The sequence below is a fragment of the Nocardioides sp. NPDC057767 genome, from assembly GCF_042798275.1.
Classification (GTDB): Bacteria; Actinomycetota; Actinomycetes; order Propionibacteriales; family Nocardioidaceae; genus Nocardioides.
This window is the reverse complement of the sequence record NZ_JBHVKJ010000044.1, coordinates 1-16,524: the sequence shown is the minus strand read 5'-3', so window position 1 is coordinate 16,524 and position 16,524 is coordinate 1. Positions and strand designations below refer to the sequence as shown.

Annotated in this window: 17 protein-coding genes; 6 read left to right on the top strand and 11 right to left on the bottom strand. The window is 67.1% G+C overall.

What is annotated here, in order from left to right; genetic code table 11:
• The first annotated feature begins 2 nt into the window (after positions 1 to 2).
• The 3 genes from ACFVDI_RS20930 to ACFVDI_RS20920 all read left to right on the top strand — a co-directional run bounded on the left by ACFVDI_RS20930 (position 3) and on the right by ACFVDI_RS20920 (position 2,182).
• Positions 3 to 755, top strand: a complete 753-nt coding sequence (locus tag ACFVDI_RS20930; protein ID WP_378909503.1) for an SDR family NAD(P)-dependent oxidoreductase — start codon at positions 3 to 5, stop codon at positions 753 to 755.
• 135 nt (positions 756 to 890) lie between these two features.
• Entirely contained in the window at positions 891 to 1,727 is an 837-nt protein-coding gene (locus ACFVDI_RS20925) for a PaaI family thioesterase (RefSeq protein WP_378909499.1), read from the top strand.
• Complete coding sequence (locus tag ACFVDI_RS20920; protein WP_378909497.1) at positions 1,724 to 2,182, top strand: MaoC family dehydratase; 459 nt, start codon at positions 1,724 to 1,726, stop codon at positions 2,180 to 2,182. The genes ACFVDI_RS20925 and ACFVDI_RS20920 overlap by 4 nt, the downstream gene beginning before the upstream one ends.
• 115 nt (positions 2,183 to 2,297) lie before the next feature.
• Here ACFVDI_RS20920 and ACFVDI_RS20915 read toward each other — a convergent pair whose 3' ends face one another.
• From ACFVDI_RS20915 to ACFVDI_RS20875, 9 genes are all read right to left on the bottom strand, one after another.
• Positions 2,298 to 3,461, bottom strand: a complete 1,164-nt coding sequence (locus tag ACFVDI_RS20915; RefSeq protein ID WP_378909495.1) for a flavin reductase — start codon at positions 3,459 to 3,461, stop codon at positions 2,298 to 2,300.
• A gap of 40 nt (positions 3,462 to 3,501) precedes the next feature.
• Positions 3,502 to 5,022 carry a class I adenylate-forming enzyme family protein gene (locus ACFVDI_RS20910; protein WP_378909493.1) on the bottom strand — a complete coding sequence of 507 codons (1,521 nt, stop codon included), beginning with the start codon at positions 5,020 to 5,022 and terminating at the stop codon, positions 3,502 to 3,504.
• Between the two features lie 140 nt (positions 5,023 to 5,162).
• Positions 5,163 to 6,341: an acyl-CoA dehydrogenase family protein gene (locus ACFVDI_RS20905; protein ID WP_378909490.1), complete on the bottom strand. Its 1,179-nt coding sequence runs from the start codon at positions 6,339 to 6,341 to the stop codon at positions 5,163 to 5,165.
• A gap of 7 nt (positions 6,342 to 6,348) precedes the next feature.
• The gene (locus ACFVDI_RS20900; RefSeq protein ID WP_378909487.1) at positions 6,349 to 7,140 is read right to left on the bottom strand and encodes an enoyl-CoA hydratase/isomerase family protein; all 792 of its coding nucleotides are present in this window, start codon (positions 7,138 to 7,140) and stop codon (positions 6,349 to 6,351) included.
• A 93-nt stretch (positions 7,141 to 7,233) separates the two neighbouring features.
• Positions 7,234 to 8,283, bottom strand: a complete 1,050-nt coding sequence (locus tag ACFVDI_RS20895) for an alcohol dehydrogenase catalytic domain-containing protein (RefSeq protein WP_378909484.1) — start codon at positions 8,281 to 8,283, stop codon at positions 7,234 to 7,236.
• 53 nt (positions 8,284 to 8,336) lie between these two features.
• A complete protein-coding gene (locus tag ACFVDI_RS20890) occupies positions 8,337 to 8,663 on the bottom strand; it encodes a putative quinol monooxygenase (RefSeq protein WP_378909481.1) in 327 nt (108 codons plus the stop codon).
• Positions 8,664 to 8,741: 78 nt separating this feature from the next.
• Entirely contained in the window at positions 8,742 to 9,632 is an 891-nt protein-coding gene (locus tag ACFVDI_RS20885) for an alpha/beta hydrolase (protein ID WP_378909479.1), read from the bottom strand.
• Positions 9,633 to 9,678: 46 nt separating this feature from the next.
• Positions 9,679 to 10,734, bottom strand: coding sequence for an LLM class flavin-dependent oxidoreductase (locus ACFVDI_RS20880; RefSeq protein ID WP_378909477.1), 1,056 nt, complete (start codon positions 10,732 to 10,734; stop codon positions 9,679 to 9,681).
• Between the two features lie 185 nt (positions 10,735 to 10,919).
• A complete protein-coding gene (locus tag ACFVDI_RS20875) occupies positions 10,920 to 11,132 on the bottom strand; it encodes a dodecin (protein ID WP_378909474.1) in 213 nt (70 codons plus the stop codon).
• Between the two features lie 199 nt (positions 11,133 to 11,331).
• Here ACFVDI_RS20875 and ACFVDI_RS20870 point away from each other — a divergent pair, with 199 nt between their 5' ends.
• Together ACFVDI_RS20870 and ACFVDI_RS20865 are read left to right on the top strand one after the other, a co-directional pair.
• Positions 11,332 to 12,537 carry an acyl-CoA dehydrogenase family protein gene (locus ACFVDI_RS20870; protein WP_378909471.1) on the top strand — a complete coding sequence of 402 codons (1,206 nt, stop codon included), beginning with the start codon at positions 11,332 to 11,334 and terminating at the stop codon, positions 12,535 to 12,537.
• Positions 12,534 to 13,559: a phosphotransferase family protein gene (locus ACFVDI_RS20865; RefSeq protein WP_378909468.1), complete on the top strand. Its 1,026-nt coding sequence runs from the start codon at positions 12,534 to 12,536 to the stop codon at positions 13,557 to 13,559. Before ACFVDI_RS20870 ends, ACFVDI_RS20865 begins: the two co-directional genes overlap by 4 nt.
• 129 nt (positions 13,560 to 13,688) lie before the next feature.
• On the opposite strand, the gene ACFVDI_RS20860 is transcribed toward ACFVDI_RS20865, so the two are convergent.
• Positions 13,689 to 14,306, bottom strand: a complete 618-nt coding sequence (locus ACFVDI_RS20860; RefSeq protein ID WP_378909464.1) for a VWA domain-containing protein — start codon at positions 14,304 to 14,306, stop codon at positions 13,689 to 13,691.
• 347 nt (positions 14,307 to 14,653) lie between these two features.
• Positions 14,654 to 15,547: an AAA family ATPase gene (locus tag ACFVDI_RS20855; RefSeq protein ID WP_378909462.1), complete on the bottom strand. Its 894-nt coding sequence runs from the start codon at positions 15,545 to 15,547 to the stop codon at positions 14,654 to 14,656.
• A 110-nt stretch (positions 15,548 to 15,657) separates the two neighbouring features.
• On the opposite strand from ACFVDI_RS20855, the gene ACFVDI_RS20850 reads away from it, so the two are divergent.
• The gene (locus ACFVDI_RS20850) at positions 15,658 to 16,497 is read left to right on the top strand and encodes a mycofactocin-coupled SDR family oxidoreductase (protein WP_378909593.1); all 840 of its coding nucleotides are present in this window, start codon (positions 15,658 to 15,660) and stop codon (positions 16,495 to 16,497) included.
• Positions 16,498 to 16,524: the final 27 nt, after the last annotated feature.

Sequence of the window (16,524 nt, the reverse complement as noted above, 5' to 3'; positions counted from 1 at the left end):
TGGTGGACCTGACAGGCCGTACCGTCGTCATCACTGGCGGCAACAGCGGACTAGGCCTCGGGATGGCGCACGGCGTCGGGGCAAACGGTGCTTCGGTCGTGATCTGGTCGCGGACGGCATCTCGCAACGAGCAGGCTGTGGCCGAGCTTCGGGAGGTGGGCATCGACGCGTCGTCGATCGCCTGCGATACCGCCGACGAGTCGTCCGTGCATGAAGCGATGCAGGAGACGGTCGCTCTTCGCGGCCGGGTCGACAGCCTGTTCGCCAACGCTGGCATTGCGTCCGCCGCGCCACTCGTCGACACCGACCTCGACGAATGGCACCGAGTCCTGCGCACCAACCTCGACGGCACGTTCCTGTGCGCCCGCGAAGCAGCCCGCCACTTCATCGAGCGGGGCGAGGGGGGCAGCATGGTCGTGGTCTCGTCGATGATCTCGCGGTACGGCGGGGTCGGGCAGGCGGCGTACACCACGAGCAAGAACGGGCTTATCGGGCTGGGCCGGACGATGGCCGTCGAACTGGCACGGCACCGGGTTCGCGTGAACATCCTCGTTCCAGGCTGGACGGCGACGGCGATGAACACCCACCTCCGCGAGGACGAGGCGTTCATGAGAGCGACGACCGCACGTACGCCCGTACGACGCTGGGCCGAGCCCGAAGAGTTCCACGAGGTCGCCGCCTTCCTGGCGGACCCGACGCTGACGTTCCACACGGGCAACGAAGTGGTCGTGGACGGCGGCTACACGATCTTCTGACGAGTAGGGCGCACCTCGTCTCGTATTGCAACACCTGCGTCCGACTGCTCGTCCGAAGCTGCTATCGGCACCGAACTCGCCGCCATTTGCACCTGCGCCGCCTGAGCGACGCCGATACCCCGAGGAGAATCTCTGATGACGACCGAGACGACAAGTGAACGGGACCCCGACTTCTCAGCGCTTCTGAAGGCGACTCAGGGGCACCCGGAACGCGCGTTCGGTGTGGAGCTGGAGGAACGTGGCGACATCGTCACCGGGCGCACCCGGGCGGGAGTTCTGCCCCTGGGCGCTGACGGGAAGCTCGCCGCAGGAGCGCTAGGCGTGCTCGTCGACGACACGCTGGGCTTCGCGCTGGTCGGTGCTGCGCGGCGCCCGTCATGGTCGGTGAGCGTCGAGATCGCCCTCGACTTCGTAGGCCCTCTGACGGGGGCCAGCGGTCTTCATGCGACCGGTCTCGCCACCGACCTCGATGGCACAGCCGGCTTTGCCCAGGGTGAGGTGCGGGACGACCAGGGCCGCATGCTGGTCAGCGCACGCCAGCACGGTCGCTACGTACCACTTCCGACGCCCGATCGAATGGCGCCAAGACTCGAGCGCCTGTTGACAGGCTCGGACGTGCTCGATCTTCTCGGCGCGACCGTGTCGACAGAAGCCGCTGCCACGACGCTGACCATCGATGACCCGGCGCCATGGCTCAACAACCTCGAGACTCTGCACGGAGGCATCGGGATCTGCGCCGCCGAGGCAGCCGCAACGTGTGCCACACTTGACGGCGCCGAGGCGCTGCGTACCACCTCCATCTCCGCCGCGTTCGGCCGGCCGATGCGGGGCGATGGAGCGTTCGCCTTTGTCGCCAAGACGCTGCAGGCTGGTCGAACCCTGCGAGTCGTCGAGGTGGTCGGTAGCGCCCAAGGACGTGCTTGCATCTTCGCCAGGATCATCCGGCAGGCCTCGGCGGGGGTTGCGCGATGACCGGGCCGCGGGTCTTCAGCGGCATGGACGCCGTGCAGGCGGCGGTCGGCACCGTCCTCGGGACCAGCGAGTGGGTGATTGTCGCCCAGGACCGCGTCGATCTGTTCGCTGATGCTACTGGCGACCATCAGTGGATCCACGTCGATCCTGTCCGTGCCGCAGAGGGCCCGTTCGGGACGACGATCGCCCACGGGTACCTCACCCTGTCGATGATCCCGACGTTCCTCGCCGAGACGTACGCGGTCGAGGGGATCTCGTCCGTCCTCAACTACGGGCTCGACTCGGTCCGCTTCCCGCACCCCGTAAGGGTCGGGTCACGAGTTCGCGGCACGGTCACCCTCGAGACCGCGGAGAAGGTCGAGCTAGGACTACGCATCGTTCTCAAGGTCGTGGTCGAGCTCGAGAACGTGGCCAAGCCGGCATGCGTCGCTACGATCATCCACCACTTGACCTGATCCCCGCCACGCTGCGCGTGGCGGGGATCCTGGGTTGGGCTGCCGGTAGGGCAAGCCAACTCACCTCACCCGGCCCTTGATCCGGCTCGTATCGAGTCCGTCGGGCATACCCCGGTCAGCTTGGGACAGGGGTGCGCCCGCCCAACAGCTCGGATGCGTGCTGACCCGCCTTCACGATCCGGGCAATGCGCGCCTCCACCTCGTCGGCATCCGCAGGCCGGGGAAAGCCGTAGACGGTGAGGGCGATGGGCACCTTGCCGCCGTCACCGAACACGGGCACGGCCACCAGCCTGATCGCCTCTTGGCCCCGCTGGTCGAGAACCACAGGATCGAAGGCCTGCTGGCTGGCGAGCCTGAGAAGGCCCTCCTGATCGACTGACTCCGGATCCTCGACCATCTTGTCGACCATCACCGCGAAGTCACGCTGTGCCTGGCTCCACAGCCCGATGGAGTACCCGCGCTCACGGACGACATCGAGCCGGCGGCGCTGTTCGTGCTGCGCAGATTCATCCGGAAGCAAACCCACCCACCGGTCGACGGCTGCGTCATCGGACCACGCCGCGAATGCCGCGCCGTACGGCGGGGCAAAGGGCAGGTGGACGCCGACCGGAGTCGGACGCGACCGTGTAACAGGGCTGCTGGCGCTGGCGAGGACGATGAGCTCGTCGTCGACAACAGTCGTGGCGACGCAGCGGGCGGACAGCTCGTCGGCGAGCGACTCCATCTCGGTACGCAGCAGGTCGACCTGCTGGAGCTGCTCGCTCAGCGCGCCGCGACCGGAGGCCGCGAGCGACAGCGGAGAGAACCGACCATATCCGCCCTGGTAGAAGAGGAGCGGCAGCGCAGGGCTGGCGACATCGAGCTCGCGCACCCTTCCGAGGACGATGTAGTGGTCACCGGCTTCGGTGACCGACTCGAGGTCGCACTCCACCCAGGCCACGACGCCGTCGATGAGCGGCGACCCGCCCGGGGTGGTCGAGGTCTTCAGGCCCTTGAACTTGTCGTGACCCGGGGTGGCGAACTGGCGGCAGACATGCTCCTGCTCCGCGCTCAGGATGTTGACGCAGAACCGGCCCGCGCGCTCGATCTTGGGCCAGCTCGTGGAGCGCTTGTCCGGGAAGAAGGCCACCAGCGGTGGGTCGAGTGACACCGAGGTGAAGGAGCCGACGACGAAGCCTGCTCGCGCGCCGTCCGTGTCAGCGGCGGTGATCGCACACACGCCGGTCGGATACTGGCCCAGCACCTCGCGGAACCAGCTGGAATCGGTTGGATCGGGCATCACAAGCCTCCAGGTTCAGTCTGTCAGGGGTGAGCGGCGGTCACACGTACAGCCGCTTGAGCTGCGGACGGTCGATCTTGTTCGTTGCCGTCCGCGGGATCTGGTCGACGATCTCGATCCTCCGGGGTCTCTGCAGGCCCCGCAGATTCGGATCGGTGTCGCAATAGGCAGCGATTGACTCGGCGGTCACACCCGCCTGGCGAGGTACGACGATGGCGGTCACCTGCTGCGAGAGACGCTCGTGCTTGGTGCCGATGACCGCAACCTCCGCGATCAGCGGGCACGCCGCGAGATGTCCCTCGACCATCTGGGGATACACGTTCTCGCCCCCACTGATGATCATGTCGTCGGCCCGGTCGACGTAATAGAGGTAGCCGTCCTCGTCGGCTCGCACGAGATCGCTGGTCCGCATCCAACCGTCAACGAACCGCTGCTCGTTCACCGCGTCGAGCTGCCAGTACCCGGGCGTGACGGCGTCTCCTCGGACCCACAGCTCGCCGGTCTGGCCAGGGGCGACTTCCTGTGCCATGCCGTCGTCGTCTGTGTTGAGGATGCGGACCTCGGTGATCTGGCTCAGCGGTTTCCCCAGCGATCCTTCTCGCCGGTCCTCCTCGAGCGGCTCGCTGATGGCGAGGCCCATCTGCTCGGTCTGGCCATAGATGTTCACCGCGACGATCCCCGTCAGATCAGTCAGCTGTTGCAGCCGCTTCTGTGGCAGGGCCGACCCGCCGATGGCGCACACGCGGATCGAGGAGAGCGTCCGAGTCGAGTCCTGGAGCTCGTTGATGATGTCGATCATCATGGCCGGAACCAGCGCAACCACCGTTGGGGACAGGCTCTCGGCGTCGTGCAACCATTCGCGCACCTTCCAGCGACGCAGGGTCACGGTTCCGCCGGCCAGGAGCAACGGCAGTGTGATCAGATGCAACCCGCCCACGTGGAACAGGGGAGTGCAGACCAGGGCATGGTCGGTCTCGTCGATGGACCACCAGTCGTTGGTCGCCTCACAGACGGCGCTGATGTTCCGGTGGGTCTGGCGTACGCCTTTCGGGCTGCCTGTCGACCCGCTGGTGTACATGAGAACGGCATCGTCATGATCGAAGCGAGGCACTACATGACCGAGCGGGGCAGTTGCCATGACCGCGTCCCAGGTGTCCGCGACGCCGTCGGCGGGTCCGACCGAGACGATCCGGTCCGCCGCCGGGTGACCCACGAGCGCCTCCTCGAGGCGAGGAACGTCCTCCGCCGGGGCCACGACCAGGGTGACCCCGGCGTCGTCGGTGGCGTGCCGAAGCGCCGCCGGGTGGAAGAGATAGTTGTACGGCACGAGGCATGCCCCGGCCTGCCAGATCCCCAGCATGGCCACAACCCACTCCTTCTGGTTGTGCATGAGGATGCCGACTCGTTCCCCGGGAGCGACGCCCTGGGCGACCAGGTAGCCGGCGAAGCGATCCGCCTGTTCGAGCAGTTCCTGGTAGCTCAGACTGGCGTCACCCTGTCGAAGCGCCAGCCGATCCGGGTGTCGCTGTGCGGTGCGACGGAGTGCGTTGGCGATGTTCACGTCGGTCCCTACCTCTCAAGTGGAACGTGGAGCCGGTCTTGCAGGCTGCCGCTCTTGTCGATGACCCCAGCATCGGCGTCATTGCCGTGTGATGGATGTCTCACAATCGGACGTGCCGGGAGCCAGGTGCGATCAGTCGCTCAGCTGCGGGGCAGTCCGAGCACCCGCTCTGCGATGTAGTTGAGGATCGACTCGTTGTTGAGAGGAGCGATCTGCAGGATCCGCACCATCGGCCACAGAGTGACGACGTCGGTCTCGTAGACGAAGGCCGAACCGCCGTGGGTCTGGATCGCGGCCTCGACGGCCGCCAGGGCTGCCTTGGTCGCCAGCAGCTTGGCCATGTTGGCCTCGGCGCCGGCGTCGCGCCCCTCGTCGTACGCCGCGGCGGCGGCGTACATGACGGTCCTGGCCGCTTCCATCTCGGCCTTGGCCAGAGCGAGCGGGTGCTGAACAGCCTGGTTGGCTCCGATCGGCTTGCCGAACGGAGCACGCTCCTTGGCGTACGTCACGGCCTTCTCGAGTGCATAGTTCCCCAGCCCCAGCGCCCAGGCCGAGATGACGATGCGTTCCTGGTTGAGCGAGGACAGCAGGTAGTCGAAGCCGAGTCCCTCCTCGCCGATCAGGGCATCGGCAGGCACATCGACATCGTCGAAGAACACTTCGTACTGGTTCTCGGGTGCATACCACTCGATGTCGAGCCGGTTGAGCGCCACGCCTGGCAACGAGAGGTCGACGAGGAACAACCCGAACCCGCTCGTACGCGTCACCTGCTCTCCCGGGGGTGCAGTGCGGGTGAGCAGGAGGATGTGATCGGCCTGATCGGCGCCCGAGATGAACACCTTCTGGCCCTTGATGCGGTAGCCGCCCTCGACCGGACGCGCCGTGGTGCGCAGGGCGAAGGAGTTCGTTCCGGCCTCCGGCTCCGTCACCCCGAAGCAGATCTTGCGGGTGCCGGACACCGTGGGTGCCACATGCTTGGCGATCTGGTCGGCGTTGCCGAACTTGAGGATCGCCTCACGCGAGAAGGAGGTGAGGGAGTAGAGGAGGGGTGGGATGCCCGCCCGGGCGAGCGCTTCCATGACCGCGACGTTGCCGGTGAGCCCGCCGCCGGCACCGCTGTGCTCCTCGGGGATGCCGACAGCGAGCAGGTCGCTGTCGACCAGTGCTTGCCACAGCTCGTCGGCGTTGCCCTTCTCCCGTGCGCGGGAGAGGAAGAGCGAACGAGGGAATGCGGCCGCTACGCCGTCGACGGCGTCGAAGATCGACTCCACGAGCTCTCGGCTCGGCCCGTGGACGGTGGCGGGAAGTTCGGTGGTCATCGTTGTCCTATCTGTTCTGGTAGTCGGGCGAGCGGCGTTCCATGAACGCCGCGGGCCCTTCGCGGGCGTCGTTGGTGGCGAGCACGCGTTCGTTGAGCGCGGTCTCGAGCTGGAAGCGAGGTTCGTTGGCCAACGCCTTGACGGCGATCTCCTTGGCGGTGCGAACGGCGATCGGGGCGTTGGCGGCGATCGCGTTCGCCACAGTCATCGCACGGGCGTGGACGTCGGCGGGCGGCAGGATCTCGTTGATGAGACCGAGCCGTAGCGCTGTCTCGGCGTCGATGGTCTCGCCGGTCAGCAGCAGGTGCATGGCTGCGGGCCATCCGATCTGCTGGGGGAGCCGCACGTGCGAGCCACCCCCTGGGATCAGGCCCCACTTGACCTCCGGGAGCCCGAAGACGGCGTCCGCGGACGAGATCCGGATGTCGGTGCCCAGAAGGACCTCGAGGCCACCCGCAACGCACAGGCCGTTGACGGCGGCGATGACCGGGACGTACACGTCAGAGAAGAAGCGCTTCGAGGGATCGGGGATGAGGACCTCGAGTTCTCCCGCGGTGAGGTGCGGGATGAGCTCGCCGAGGTCACCGCCGGCCGAAAAGGCTCGGTCGCCGGCGCCGGTGATCACGACTGCTCGCAGATCGGGGTCTGCACGTACGGCGGCAGTGATGTCGGCAAGCTGTCGAACCATCCGGATCGACATGGCGTTGTGTGCGTTCGGTCTGTTGAGCGTGATGACCGCGACCGGACCGTCGTGGTCCAACGTCACCTCGCCGTGATCGGGGTCTGTGCTGGCACCCATTTCCCGCTGGCCTCCTCTGTGTCGTGTCCTTGAGACGCTAGGCGAGGTAGGGCTTGCCGGGATGTCGCATCCTGCTACGACGTCCGGATCAACTCATGGAACGGCCACCGCGCGGCCCTGGACCTCTCCGCGCGCGAGTCGGTCGTAGGCGGCCGGGACCTCATCGAGGCCGAACCGTTCGGTGTGCACGCGGATGGCGCCGGTCTGTGCCAGGGCGATGACCTCGTGGAGTTCCGGGAGACTGCCCCAGTACGGGAACCGAGCCCCCACATCGAACGCTGTTGTGCGGTAGCCGATCCGAACCGCTCCGGGCCCGGCCCCGATCACCCTGACTTCGCCGCCCCGTGCCGCGACGGCGCCGGCGAGCTCTGTGGTCGCTGCCGACCCGACGAAGTCGAGGACCAGGGCCGCGCCGTCGGGACCGATGATCTGCAGGACGTCCTGAACCGCAGTCTCCCCGGCGGTGACGGTGGCGGCGGCACCGAGGCGGCGGGCCATGCCCAGCTTCTCCTCGTCGACGTCGACGGCCACAACTCGCGCCGCGCTGAGCGCCCGCAGGATCTGGATCGCGACGTGCCCAAGCCCGCCGACGCCCACCACCACCGCGCTGGTGCCCGGCGTGAGTACCGGCGCGGCGGAGGTGATCGCGTGATACGAGGTGAGTCCGGCATCGGTCAGGCTGACGCTCGTGACCGGGTCGAGGTCGCCGAGGGGAACGAGGTGCCGGGGGGTGTCGACCAGCTGGTAGTCGGCAAGGCCGCCCGGACCACCGAGACCAGGGGCACGGATGCCGAGGCCGCCCGCGTGAGGGCAGAGGTTCTCTCTCCCGTGCGCGCAGGACACGCATCGTCCACATCCCCACGGTCCGTAGACCGCGACGCTCTCGCCGATCTCGATGCCGCGTACCCCGGCGCCGAGCGCTGCAACGCGCCCGGCGCTCTCGTGCCCCAGAGCGAGTGGAAGCGGACCGAAGGGAAATGCTTCCGGACCGCGCGACATCACAGCCAGGTCGGAATGGCACAGCCCTGCCGCGGTCACCTCGATGAGGACCTGTCCAGGACCCGGCTCCGGGCGTGGGACCTCGACCAGTTCCGGCCCGGCACCGAACTTGCGGTAGACCACCGCCCGCATCGTCGAGCCCATGATCGCCTCCTAGGTGGTTGTCTGGCGGTTCGTCGCCCGTGCTGTGCGTTCTGTCAGAGCTTGCCGAGGGCGCTGTCACCCTCGGGCAATGGTTCGAGCAACACCACCTCGAGCGGCTTGGCCAGCAGCTCGTCGAAGCGAGAGGCGAGTTCGGCGAACGCCTCGGCGCGACCATGGGTCGTGAGGGCGTCGGCGGACTCCCAGTGCTCGATGATGACCATGCCGGTGCCGCCGCGCGAGATCGAGTGCAGGGCGTAGCGCAGGCAGCCGGGCTCCTGGTGGACCTTCTGTACGGCCGTACGCAGGACTGTCTCGAGCAACTCCTCCTGACCCGGCCGCGGGACGAAGGTGGCGACGGCGATGACGTCGTTGGCAGACATGTTGGGCTCCTTCGGATATGGATACAGCCGTGGTCCCCGCGGTCTGTGGGGACCACGGCTGTATGTCGTGTGGTCGGGTCAGGACGCGCTGAACTGCTTGGCGAGGAAGGTGCCGATGCGCTCGAGAGCACTGTCGGCCTCGGGGAGGAAGTTGAAGACGGGCCAGATGTGGACCATCGACTCCCCGATCTCGAGATCGGCCTGTCCACCGGCACTCTGGATCTTCTCGACAAGACGGACCGCGTCGTCGTGCAGGCCCTCGTCCGTGCCGACGAGAACGAGGAACGGAGGCAGTGATGCGAGGTCGGCGTAGAGCGGAGACGCCAACGGAGTCTCCTTCGGCTCGAGCCCGGCCAGGAAGGCGGCGCCCATGGCTCCGACCAGCGCCGCGGCCGGAAGGGGGTCGAGATGGGCTCGTTCGGTCATGGAGGCTCCCTCGCCGGCGAGGTCGACGAGCGGGGAGATGGCGACCACGCCCGCGGGCGCCGGGTCGGCGGCCTCACGGAGAGCAACTGCAGCCCCGGTCGCCAGTCCACCGCCGGCCGAGTCGCCCGCGAGCGCGACCTGACGGACGCCGTCGAGCGCGCGGGCCCAGCGGTAGGCGGTGAGCACGTCGTCGAGCGGAGCCGGGAAGGGATTCTCGGGAGCGAGACGGTAGTCGACCACCAGAACCCGACCGCCGGAGGCTTGCGAGATCCGGTAGGCGAGCTCGCGGTAGCCATGGGCGTTGCCCATGGTCCAGCCGCCGCCGTGGACGTAGACGGTGACCAGGCCTGGGTCGCTACCAGGAGCGGCGACCCAGATGCACGGTACGCCATTGGCGTCGACGTTCTCGATGGCTGCATCGGCGGGAGGGACGAAGTTGGCGAGCACCTCGTCGTACAGGGCGCGGTAGTCGTCCATGGTCGCGTCGGGTTTCGAGACGAGGTGGCTGAGCAGGTCTCGTGCTCGGGTGAGTTCGGGAGACATGGGTTGCTCCTTGCTGTGGGCTGAGGGAGTTGTCGTCATCGCCTGCTCAGAGCTCCTTCAGCGCGGGAAGGACTTCCTTGCTGAACAGGTGGAAGCTCTCCTCGGCCTGCTCGCCGTGCAGGCCGCCGTACTGCCAGACCATGATCGGCTCGTAGTCGCCGACGATCGTCTTGCGCTCACGGTGCTTCTCGATGATCTGCTCGGGCGTGCCCCAGATCTGGGCGTCGGCGTAGACGTCGGCGACGGTGTCGAGGCCCATGGAGTCGAGCGCCTTCTTGGCTTCGGCGTAGGAGGCGTACCCCTTGGTCTCCTCGAAGTGGCGGTTGCCGAACTCATAGTGCTCGACGCAGGTGATGTAGTAGTTGCGCCCGGCCTCGCGAGCGATCTCACGGGCAGTGTCCGCGTCGGGGTGGCAGAAGGTGAGGTCGATCATCATCGGCGGCGGCGCGTCGGTGCCGTGGGTGTCCTTGAAGACCTTGCGGTACTGCTCGATCATCGGCATGTGCATGGTCTCCATCGGACCCTGGATGAACGCCATCATCTGGGCGCCGAGCCGGCCGGCGGCCTCGGCGGAGTCGGGGCTCATCGCCACCATGGAGTAGCGGTCGGAGAACGTACGCAGCGGACGGGGGTGGATCGCTACGCGGGGCTGCTTGTAGTAGGTGCCGTCGTTCTCGGCGTAGCCCTCCTCCAGACCCCGCAGGATCATCTCTGCCGACTCGTCGAAGCGGTCGCGCGACTCGCCCATGTCGAGGCGGAAGCCCTCGAACTCTCGGCGGGCCAGACCACGGCCCATGCCGAAGATGAGGCGGCCGTCGGTGAGGTTGTCGAGCAGGGCGATCTTGGAGATCACTCGCAGCGGGTCGTTCCAGGGCAGGATCACGGCGGTGGTCTGCAGCTTGATGGTGTCGGTGCGCGCCGCGAGGTAGGACAGGAACATGGTGTTGTCCGGGCACATCGAGTAGCCCGGGTCGAAGTGGTGCTCGACACATCCGATGCTCTCGTAGCCGTACTGCTCGGCCATCTCCGAGATCTTCAGGTGCTCCTTGAAGACCTCGTGGTCGGTCTGCTCGTTGTGGTAGTTCTGCAGAAGGTTGGTCATGTGGACCTTCACGGTGATCCTCCGGTGCTCGGCCGTTCCGCGTAAGCGCAGTACGGGTGCGTGTGACTTACACCACTGACTATTCGTGGGGTGACTGGTGGATGGATGTCCCACAGTGAGACAGAGAGAGGTCGTTCGCGCTCCGGGATGCCGGGCTGCGGTCTGACGATGGCCGATGGTGAGCCTCAGGCGTCTTCCAGACGGAATCCGATCTTGAGACCGACCTGGAAGTGGTCGACGTGGCCGTCCGTCGTGACTCCTCGTACCTGGGTCACCTCGAACCAGTCGATGTGCCGGATGGTGCGAGAGGCCCGCTCGACGCCGTTCTTGATGGCCTGGTCGACACTCTCCGGGGAGGTGCCGACGATCTCGGTGACGCGGTAGGTGTGGTTGGACATGTCTGACGCTCCTGGCCTAGATGGTTTCGGAACTACAGATTGAGATGCACGGCGCAGGAGGGGATGTCGCATCGCGCGACGCTTTCGCGCCGGTGCTCAGCCGTCGCCACTGTCGCGCGATGCGACAACTGGAGGGCGCGCCTCGGCCCTAGCGTCGGCGGAACCCACGCGGGGGCATCCCGCACCCAGGAGGAGAGTCGTGCCAGACGCAGCATCATCGCATTCAGAGGGCCACAGCCGGTCCCTGACGATCGCAACCGAGGACTTTGTTCGCCGAGAGGTCCTGCCGGTCGAAGACGAGTGGGACGGTGATGTCCACGCCGCCGGTGGTGAGCAGCTGCGCCGCGAGCTCCAGGCGAAGTCCCGCAAGGCGGGGCTGCTCGCTCCGCACGGGCCGGTGGACTGCGGAGGTCTCGGGCTCGGGATGGTCGACCGTACGCCGGTCTTCGAGGCGGCGGGATATGGACTGTTCGGTCCGATGGCGCTCAACATCAATGCGCCCGACGAAGGAAACATTCATCTGCTCGACCACGTCGCCAGTGCCTCCCAGCGTGAGCGGTATCTGCGACCTTTGGTGCAGGGGGAGGCTCGGTCGGCGTTTGCGATGACCGAGCCCGCCCCGGGCGCGGGTGCCGACCCGTCGATGCTTACCACCCGGGCCAGCAAGGTCGACGGAGGATGGCTGATCAACGGGAGCAAGGTCTTCATCACCGGCGCAGACGGCGCCAGCTTCTACATCATCATGGCCCGCACCAGCGGGGACCCAGGTGACCCGGGCGGTGCGACGATGTTCCTGGCCCCGTCCGACGCGGAAGGGATCGAGGTCGTACGTCACATCGAGACCATCGACCGGTCCATGCTCGGCGGTCACTGCGAGATGCGGTTCACCGATGTCTTCATCGCCGACGACGACGTTCTGGGCGGGGTGGATGAAGGATTCCGCTATGCCCAGGTGAGGCTAGGCCCCGCCAGGATGACTCATGTGATGCGATGGTCCGGTGCCGCCCGCCGAGCGCATGAGACCGCGGTGCGGTACACCGCCGAACGCTCCGCCTTCGGCGGCCGCCTGGCCGACCTCGGGATGACGCAGCAGATGATCGCCGACAACGTGATCGACCTCGCCGCGACCCGTGCACTCCTGCTCGAAGCCTGCCATGAGCTGGATGCGGGCCGGCGGGCGTCGGAGTCGACCTCGATCGCGAAAACCTTCGCCGCCGAGGCGCTGAACCGTGTCGTCGACCGGGCAGCCCAGATGTGTGGGGGCCTCGGTGTCTCGCGGGACCTGCCGGTGGCGCGCATCGCGCGCGAGCTCCGGCCGTTCCGCATCTACGACGGGCCGTCGGAGGTCCATCGATGGTCCATCGCGAAGCGCGCCGTACGACGTCTCGCCGGGGACGCGCAGTGACCGGGCTGTCGGCCGAGCAGCTCGGCGGCGTCGCGGCCCGGATGACCGACGCGGGAGTCGAACCGGCGGGACCGCTCGCGGCGACGCTGATCACTGGCGGCCGGTCCAACATGACGTACGCGATCACCGACGGCACCACCCGCTGGGTACTGCGCACGCCGCCGCGCGCCGGACGAACGGCATCTGCCCACGATGTGGTCCGCGAGTACCGCGTTGCCGCCGCGCTTGCGGAGACCGACGTGCCAGTCGCAGAGTCCATTCTGCTCTGCGAGGACGAGGACGTGCTCGGAGTCCCGTTCACCGTCTCCTCGTTCGTCGAGGGCGTGGCCGTGCGGACGCAGGCCGACCTGGCGTCCTACGATGACCGGGACCTCGACGTCGTCATGGGGAGCCTGCTGTCGACCCTCGCCGCGCTGCATCGCGTCGATCACGTCAAGGTGGGGCTGGAGACGTTCGGCCGCCCCGAGGGGTACGCCGCCCGGCAGTTGCGCCGGTGGGCCGGCCAGTGGGAGACCGTCGGCGATCGGCTCTTGGAGCCGCTCGCCAGCGAGGTCGTGGACAAGCTCACCGCCGCCATCCCGGAGCAGCGGGACGTTGCGATCGTGCACGGCGACTACCGGATCGACAACACGCTGCTTGCCCCTGCTGGCATCTCGCGCGCGGACACGGTGGCCGCGGTCGTGGACTGGGAGCTGTCGACCATCGGCGACCCGGTCGCCGACGTCGCCATGATGTGTGCCTACCGACACGAGCCGTTCAACCTGGTGGTTGGCGCGCCGAGTGCATGGACCAGCCCACGCCTGCCCGCCGCCAGAGACTTGGCAGCCGGATATGAACGGCTGGGCGGCGTGGTCCTCGAGAACTGGGAGTTCCACGAGGCTCTGGCGTGCTTCAAGGTAGCCGTCATCTCGGCGGGAATCGACCACCGCCGTCGTGCAGGATCAGGGTCGGGGCCCGGCTTCGACACCGCCGGCCAGGCGGTCGAGCCCTACCTCGAGCTGGCCCGGACAGCTATCGGCTGACTGGTCAGATGAAGGTGGGCTGACGGTCGCTGCTGCGCGATGACACGGTCCAGGACAGCTGGCATACCGGTGGACTCCACACCTCGGACTTCCCGGCTCTGCAAGACGAGCGGATAGTCGAGCGGCCGATCAGAAGGCGAACGCGCGGTTCAAGGCCTCGGGCACGTCGCGGTACGTGCGTACGGTCGCCAGGCGGCCGTGCCCAAGACGGGCGAGGTCGACGGCCAGGGGTGCATCGTGCTCACCGTCCGTCTGAAGGAGGACGTGCAGCCTAGGGATCTTCCTTGCGACGTCGCGCGGATCGGGCCCGGCGTTATGAACGGCATCGCTGAGAAGCACGACTGTCCGACGCGGTGCAGCACATCGGGCGAGCTCGGACCGCGCCACCTCGAGGCCGAAGTTCAGATTGGTCAATCCTCGAGCTGGGATCCGGAGCATCCGTTCCAGCATCTCTGGGCCGGACGCACGGTCGCCTGGCGAGGAGATCACCGCTGCATCTGACCAGAACGCAACCAAGCCCAGTTCGTCATGAACCAAGTCAGCGGCCAGGGCTGACACAGTCGCCGCGACGATCCGCGCCTTCTCGCCTCGCATCGATCCTGACACGTCAACCAAGAGCACCACCGCCTCAGGTGTCCGGCTGCGCTCCCGCACGATGACGTCAGTATGGTCGGCATCCGGTTTAGCGGTGAGCACCTCGAGGGTCCGATCGAGGTCCACGTCGTCGCTGCGAAATGCGTACGGCATCGAAACGAGCCTGCCGGACCCCGAACGCCTGCCGTCCCGGCGTGCCTGGCGACGCATGGCCAACCGGCGAGCGATCGCTCGCGCCATCTGGGCTGCGTCAGGGTCGGGTTCGCTGCTCTCGAGGAGTGCTGCGAGGTCGCGGAGCTCGGCCTGCTGCCCGGTCAGCAGCCGACCTTGCCCGCCAGCCGGGTGACTGGTGTCCGAGTCCCCGCGCTGGCCGTGTACGTCAACGACCAGCGGCGCCGAGCCCGCTTGGCTGTACAACGCAGGGGCGCTTGTCAGCACCTTCGGACGTCGGCTCAGCGGAGCGAGGCCGCGGGTCGCAGCGCCCAGCGGACCGTCAACAGCTATGCAGTGATTTCCCGACGCCGCGCGTCGGGGCGTGAGAAAAAATGGGACTCCCAGATGCCGGTGATCACCTCCTCCGCCGTGGCCTCGCTCGCGTCGTCCACGCTGACACGGCCCGATAGGGCGAGGAGAGCGGCGGCAAGAACGGACTGCTCGTGATCACGCCCGCCCATCCGCCGAAGCTCGGCTGCGATGGCTGCGAGGTCGATGGCTCCGCGGACGCTCGAGCCGCGTCTGAGATCCGGATGGGAACGGGTGGCTCGCGTGATGGCCACCGCGTCGGCTGCCAACCGCGGATCCTCGCAACCAGCACGCTCGGCCACGATCACCTCCTCCTCGGCGGCGGTCTGGTAGTCGACGACCAGTCGACACCAGCGGTCGTAGACAGAATCAGAGATCCGCGCCGTCCCGACGTTGTCGAAGGGGTTCATGGACGCGATCACGCGGAAGGACGGCGCGGCGCGGACGAGGCCCAGGCGCGGGACCATGATCTCTCGTTCGGCCATCGCTGCAAGGAGCACGTTCAGGGTGTCCTCGGGAACACGATTCAACTCTTCGATGTAGAGAAAGCCGCCAGCCTCCATCGCCTCGAGCAAGGGGCCGGGTACGAAGTTGTCGTGGCTGTAGTCCTCGCGGAGAACGCGAGCGGGGTTGTGGTGCCCGATCAACCTGGCAGGGGTCAATTCTGCGTTCCCCTCGACGAGGTGGAAGGCCACCCCCCAGTTGTTCGTGATCGCTCGGAGCATCGTCGACTTCGATGTCCCGGGAGGGCCCTCGAGCATGATGTCTCGCCCAGACGACACCGCCGCCAGGACGAGGTCGAGCTCCTGCTGGCGCCCCACGACCGCTTGCGCCACAGCCTTGCGTCGGTCCGCCGACGTTATCGCAACCATGTCGAAAGCGTTTCATTGCGGGACGAGAGTCCAGTGTCCGAATTCGAGACATCCGTCACATGCAGACGTCTTTGATGATCGCCGGACCATCATTCGACAAAGGAGTTACCATGGGCAGGTTGGACGGCAAGGTCGCACTCATCACTGGCGCGGCTCGCGGACAGGGACGATCCCACGCGATCCGTCTCGCAGAGGAAGGCGCGGACATCATCGCCGTCGACATCTGCTCACAGATCGAGTCGGTCCCGTATCCGATGGCGACCGAGGAGGACCTCCAGGAGACTGCGAGGCTCGTCGAGGAGCACGACCGTCGCGTCACGACGCATGTGGCCGACGTCCGCCATTACGCACAGATGGAGGACGTCGTTCGCCAGGGGCTCGCCGAGTTCGACCACATCGACATCGTGGTGGCCAACGCGGGCATCGGCACGTTCGCCCGTGTTTGGGAGGTGACTCCCGAGATGTGGCAGGAGATGATCGACGTCAATCTGACTGGTGTCTTCAATACTGTCCGGACCGTGCTGCCCTCGATGATCGAGGCCGGTCGGGGCGGGTCGTTGATTCTCATCAGCTCGGCGGCTGGCATCGACAACGCCTTCCCGAATCTCCCGCACTACTCCGCCGCCAAGCACGGGGTGACCGGCCTCATGCATGCGCTCACCGTGGACCTGTCTTCTCTCGGGATCCGGGCCAACTCGATTCACCCGACGACCGTCGACACCCCCATGGTGCAGAACTCGGCGTTCTACGGCCTCGCCGGCGCCGAGACGCGTGACCAGGCAGCTGCGGCGTTCAAGACCTTCAACGCGCTCCCCATCCCTTGGGTCGATCCGATCGATGTCAGCAATGCCGTGCTCTACCTGGCATCGGACGAAGCGCGGTACATCACCGGTGTTGCACTGCGTGTGGACGCTGGCGGCTCGCAGGCCTACAAGATCCCCAACGCCTGACGGCCCTCCGACGAAGCGGTGGCCGCC

Coding starts and splice junctions, on each gene's coding strand:
- ACFVDI_RS20925 (WP_378909499.1), top strand. CDS start 891: ATGACGACCGAGACGACAAGTGAACGGGACCCCGACTTCTCAGCGCTT.
- ACFVDI_RS20920 (WP_378909497.1), top strand. CDS start 1,724: ATGACCGGGCCGCGGGTCTTCAGCGGCATGGACGCCGTGCAGGCGGCG.
- ACFVDI_RS20915 (WP_378909495.1), bottom strand. CDS start 3,461: ATGCCCGATCCAACCGATTCCAGCTGGTTCCGCGAGGTGCTGGGCCAG.
- ACFVDI_RS20905 (WP_378909490.1), bottom strand. CDS start 6,341: ATGACCACCGAACTTCCCGCCACCGTCCACGGGCCGAGCCGAGAGCTC.
- ACFVDI_RS20900 (WP_378909487.1), bottom strand. CDS start 7,140: ATGGGTGCCAGCACAGACCCCGATCACGGCGAGGTGACGTTGGACCAC.
- ACFVDI_RS20895 (WP_378909484.1), bottom strand. CDS start 8,283: ATGGGCTCGACGATGCGGGCGGTGGTCTACCGCAAGTTCGGTGCCGGG.
- ACFVDI_RS20890 (WP_378909481.1), bottom strand. CDS start 8,663: ATGTCTGCCAACGACGTCATCGCCGTCGCCACCTTCGTCCCGCGGCCG.
- ACFVDI_RS20885 (WP_378909479.1), bottom strand. CDS start 9,632: ATGTCTCCCGAACTCACCCGAGCACGAGACCTGCTCAGCCACCTCGTC.
- ACFVDI_RS20880 (WP_378909477.1), bottom strand. CDS start 10,734: ATGACCAACCTTCTGCAGAACTACCACAACGAGCAGACCGACCACGAG.
- ACFVDI_RS20875 (WP_378909474.1), bottom strand. CDS start 11,132: ATGTCCAACCACACCTACCGCGTCACCGAGATCGTCGGCACCTCCCCG.
- ACFVDI_RS20860 (WP_378909464.1), bottom strand. CDS start 14,306: ATGCCGTACGCATTTCGCAGCGACGACGTGGACCTCGATCGGACCCTC.
- ACFVDI_RS20855 (WP_378909462.1), bottom strand. CDS start 15,547: ATGGTTGCGATAACGTCGGCGGACCGACGCAAGGCTGTGGCGCAAGCG.
- ACFVDI_RS20850 (WP_378909593.1), top strand. CDS start 15,658: ATGGGCAGGTTGGACGGCAAGGTCGCACTCATCACTGGCGCGGCTCGC.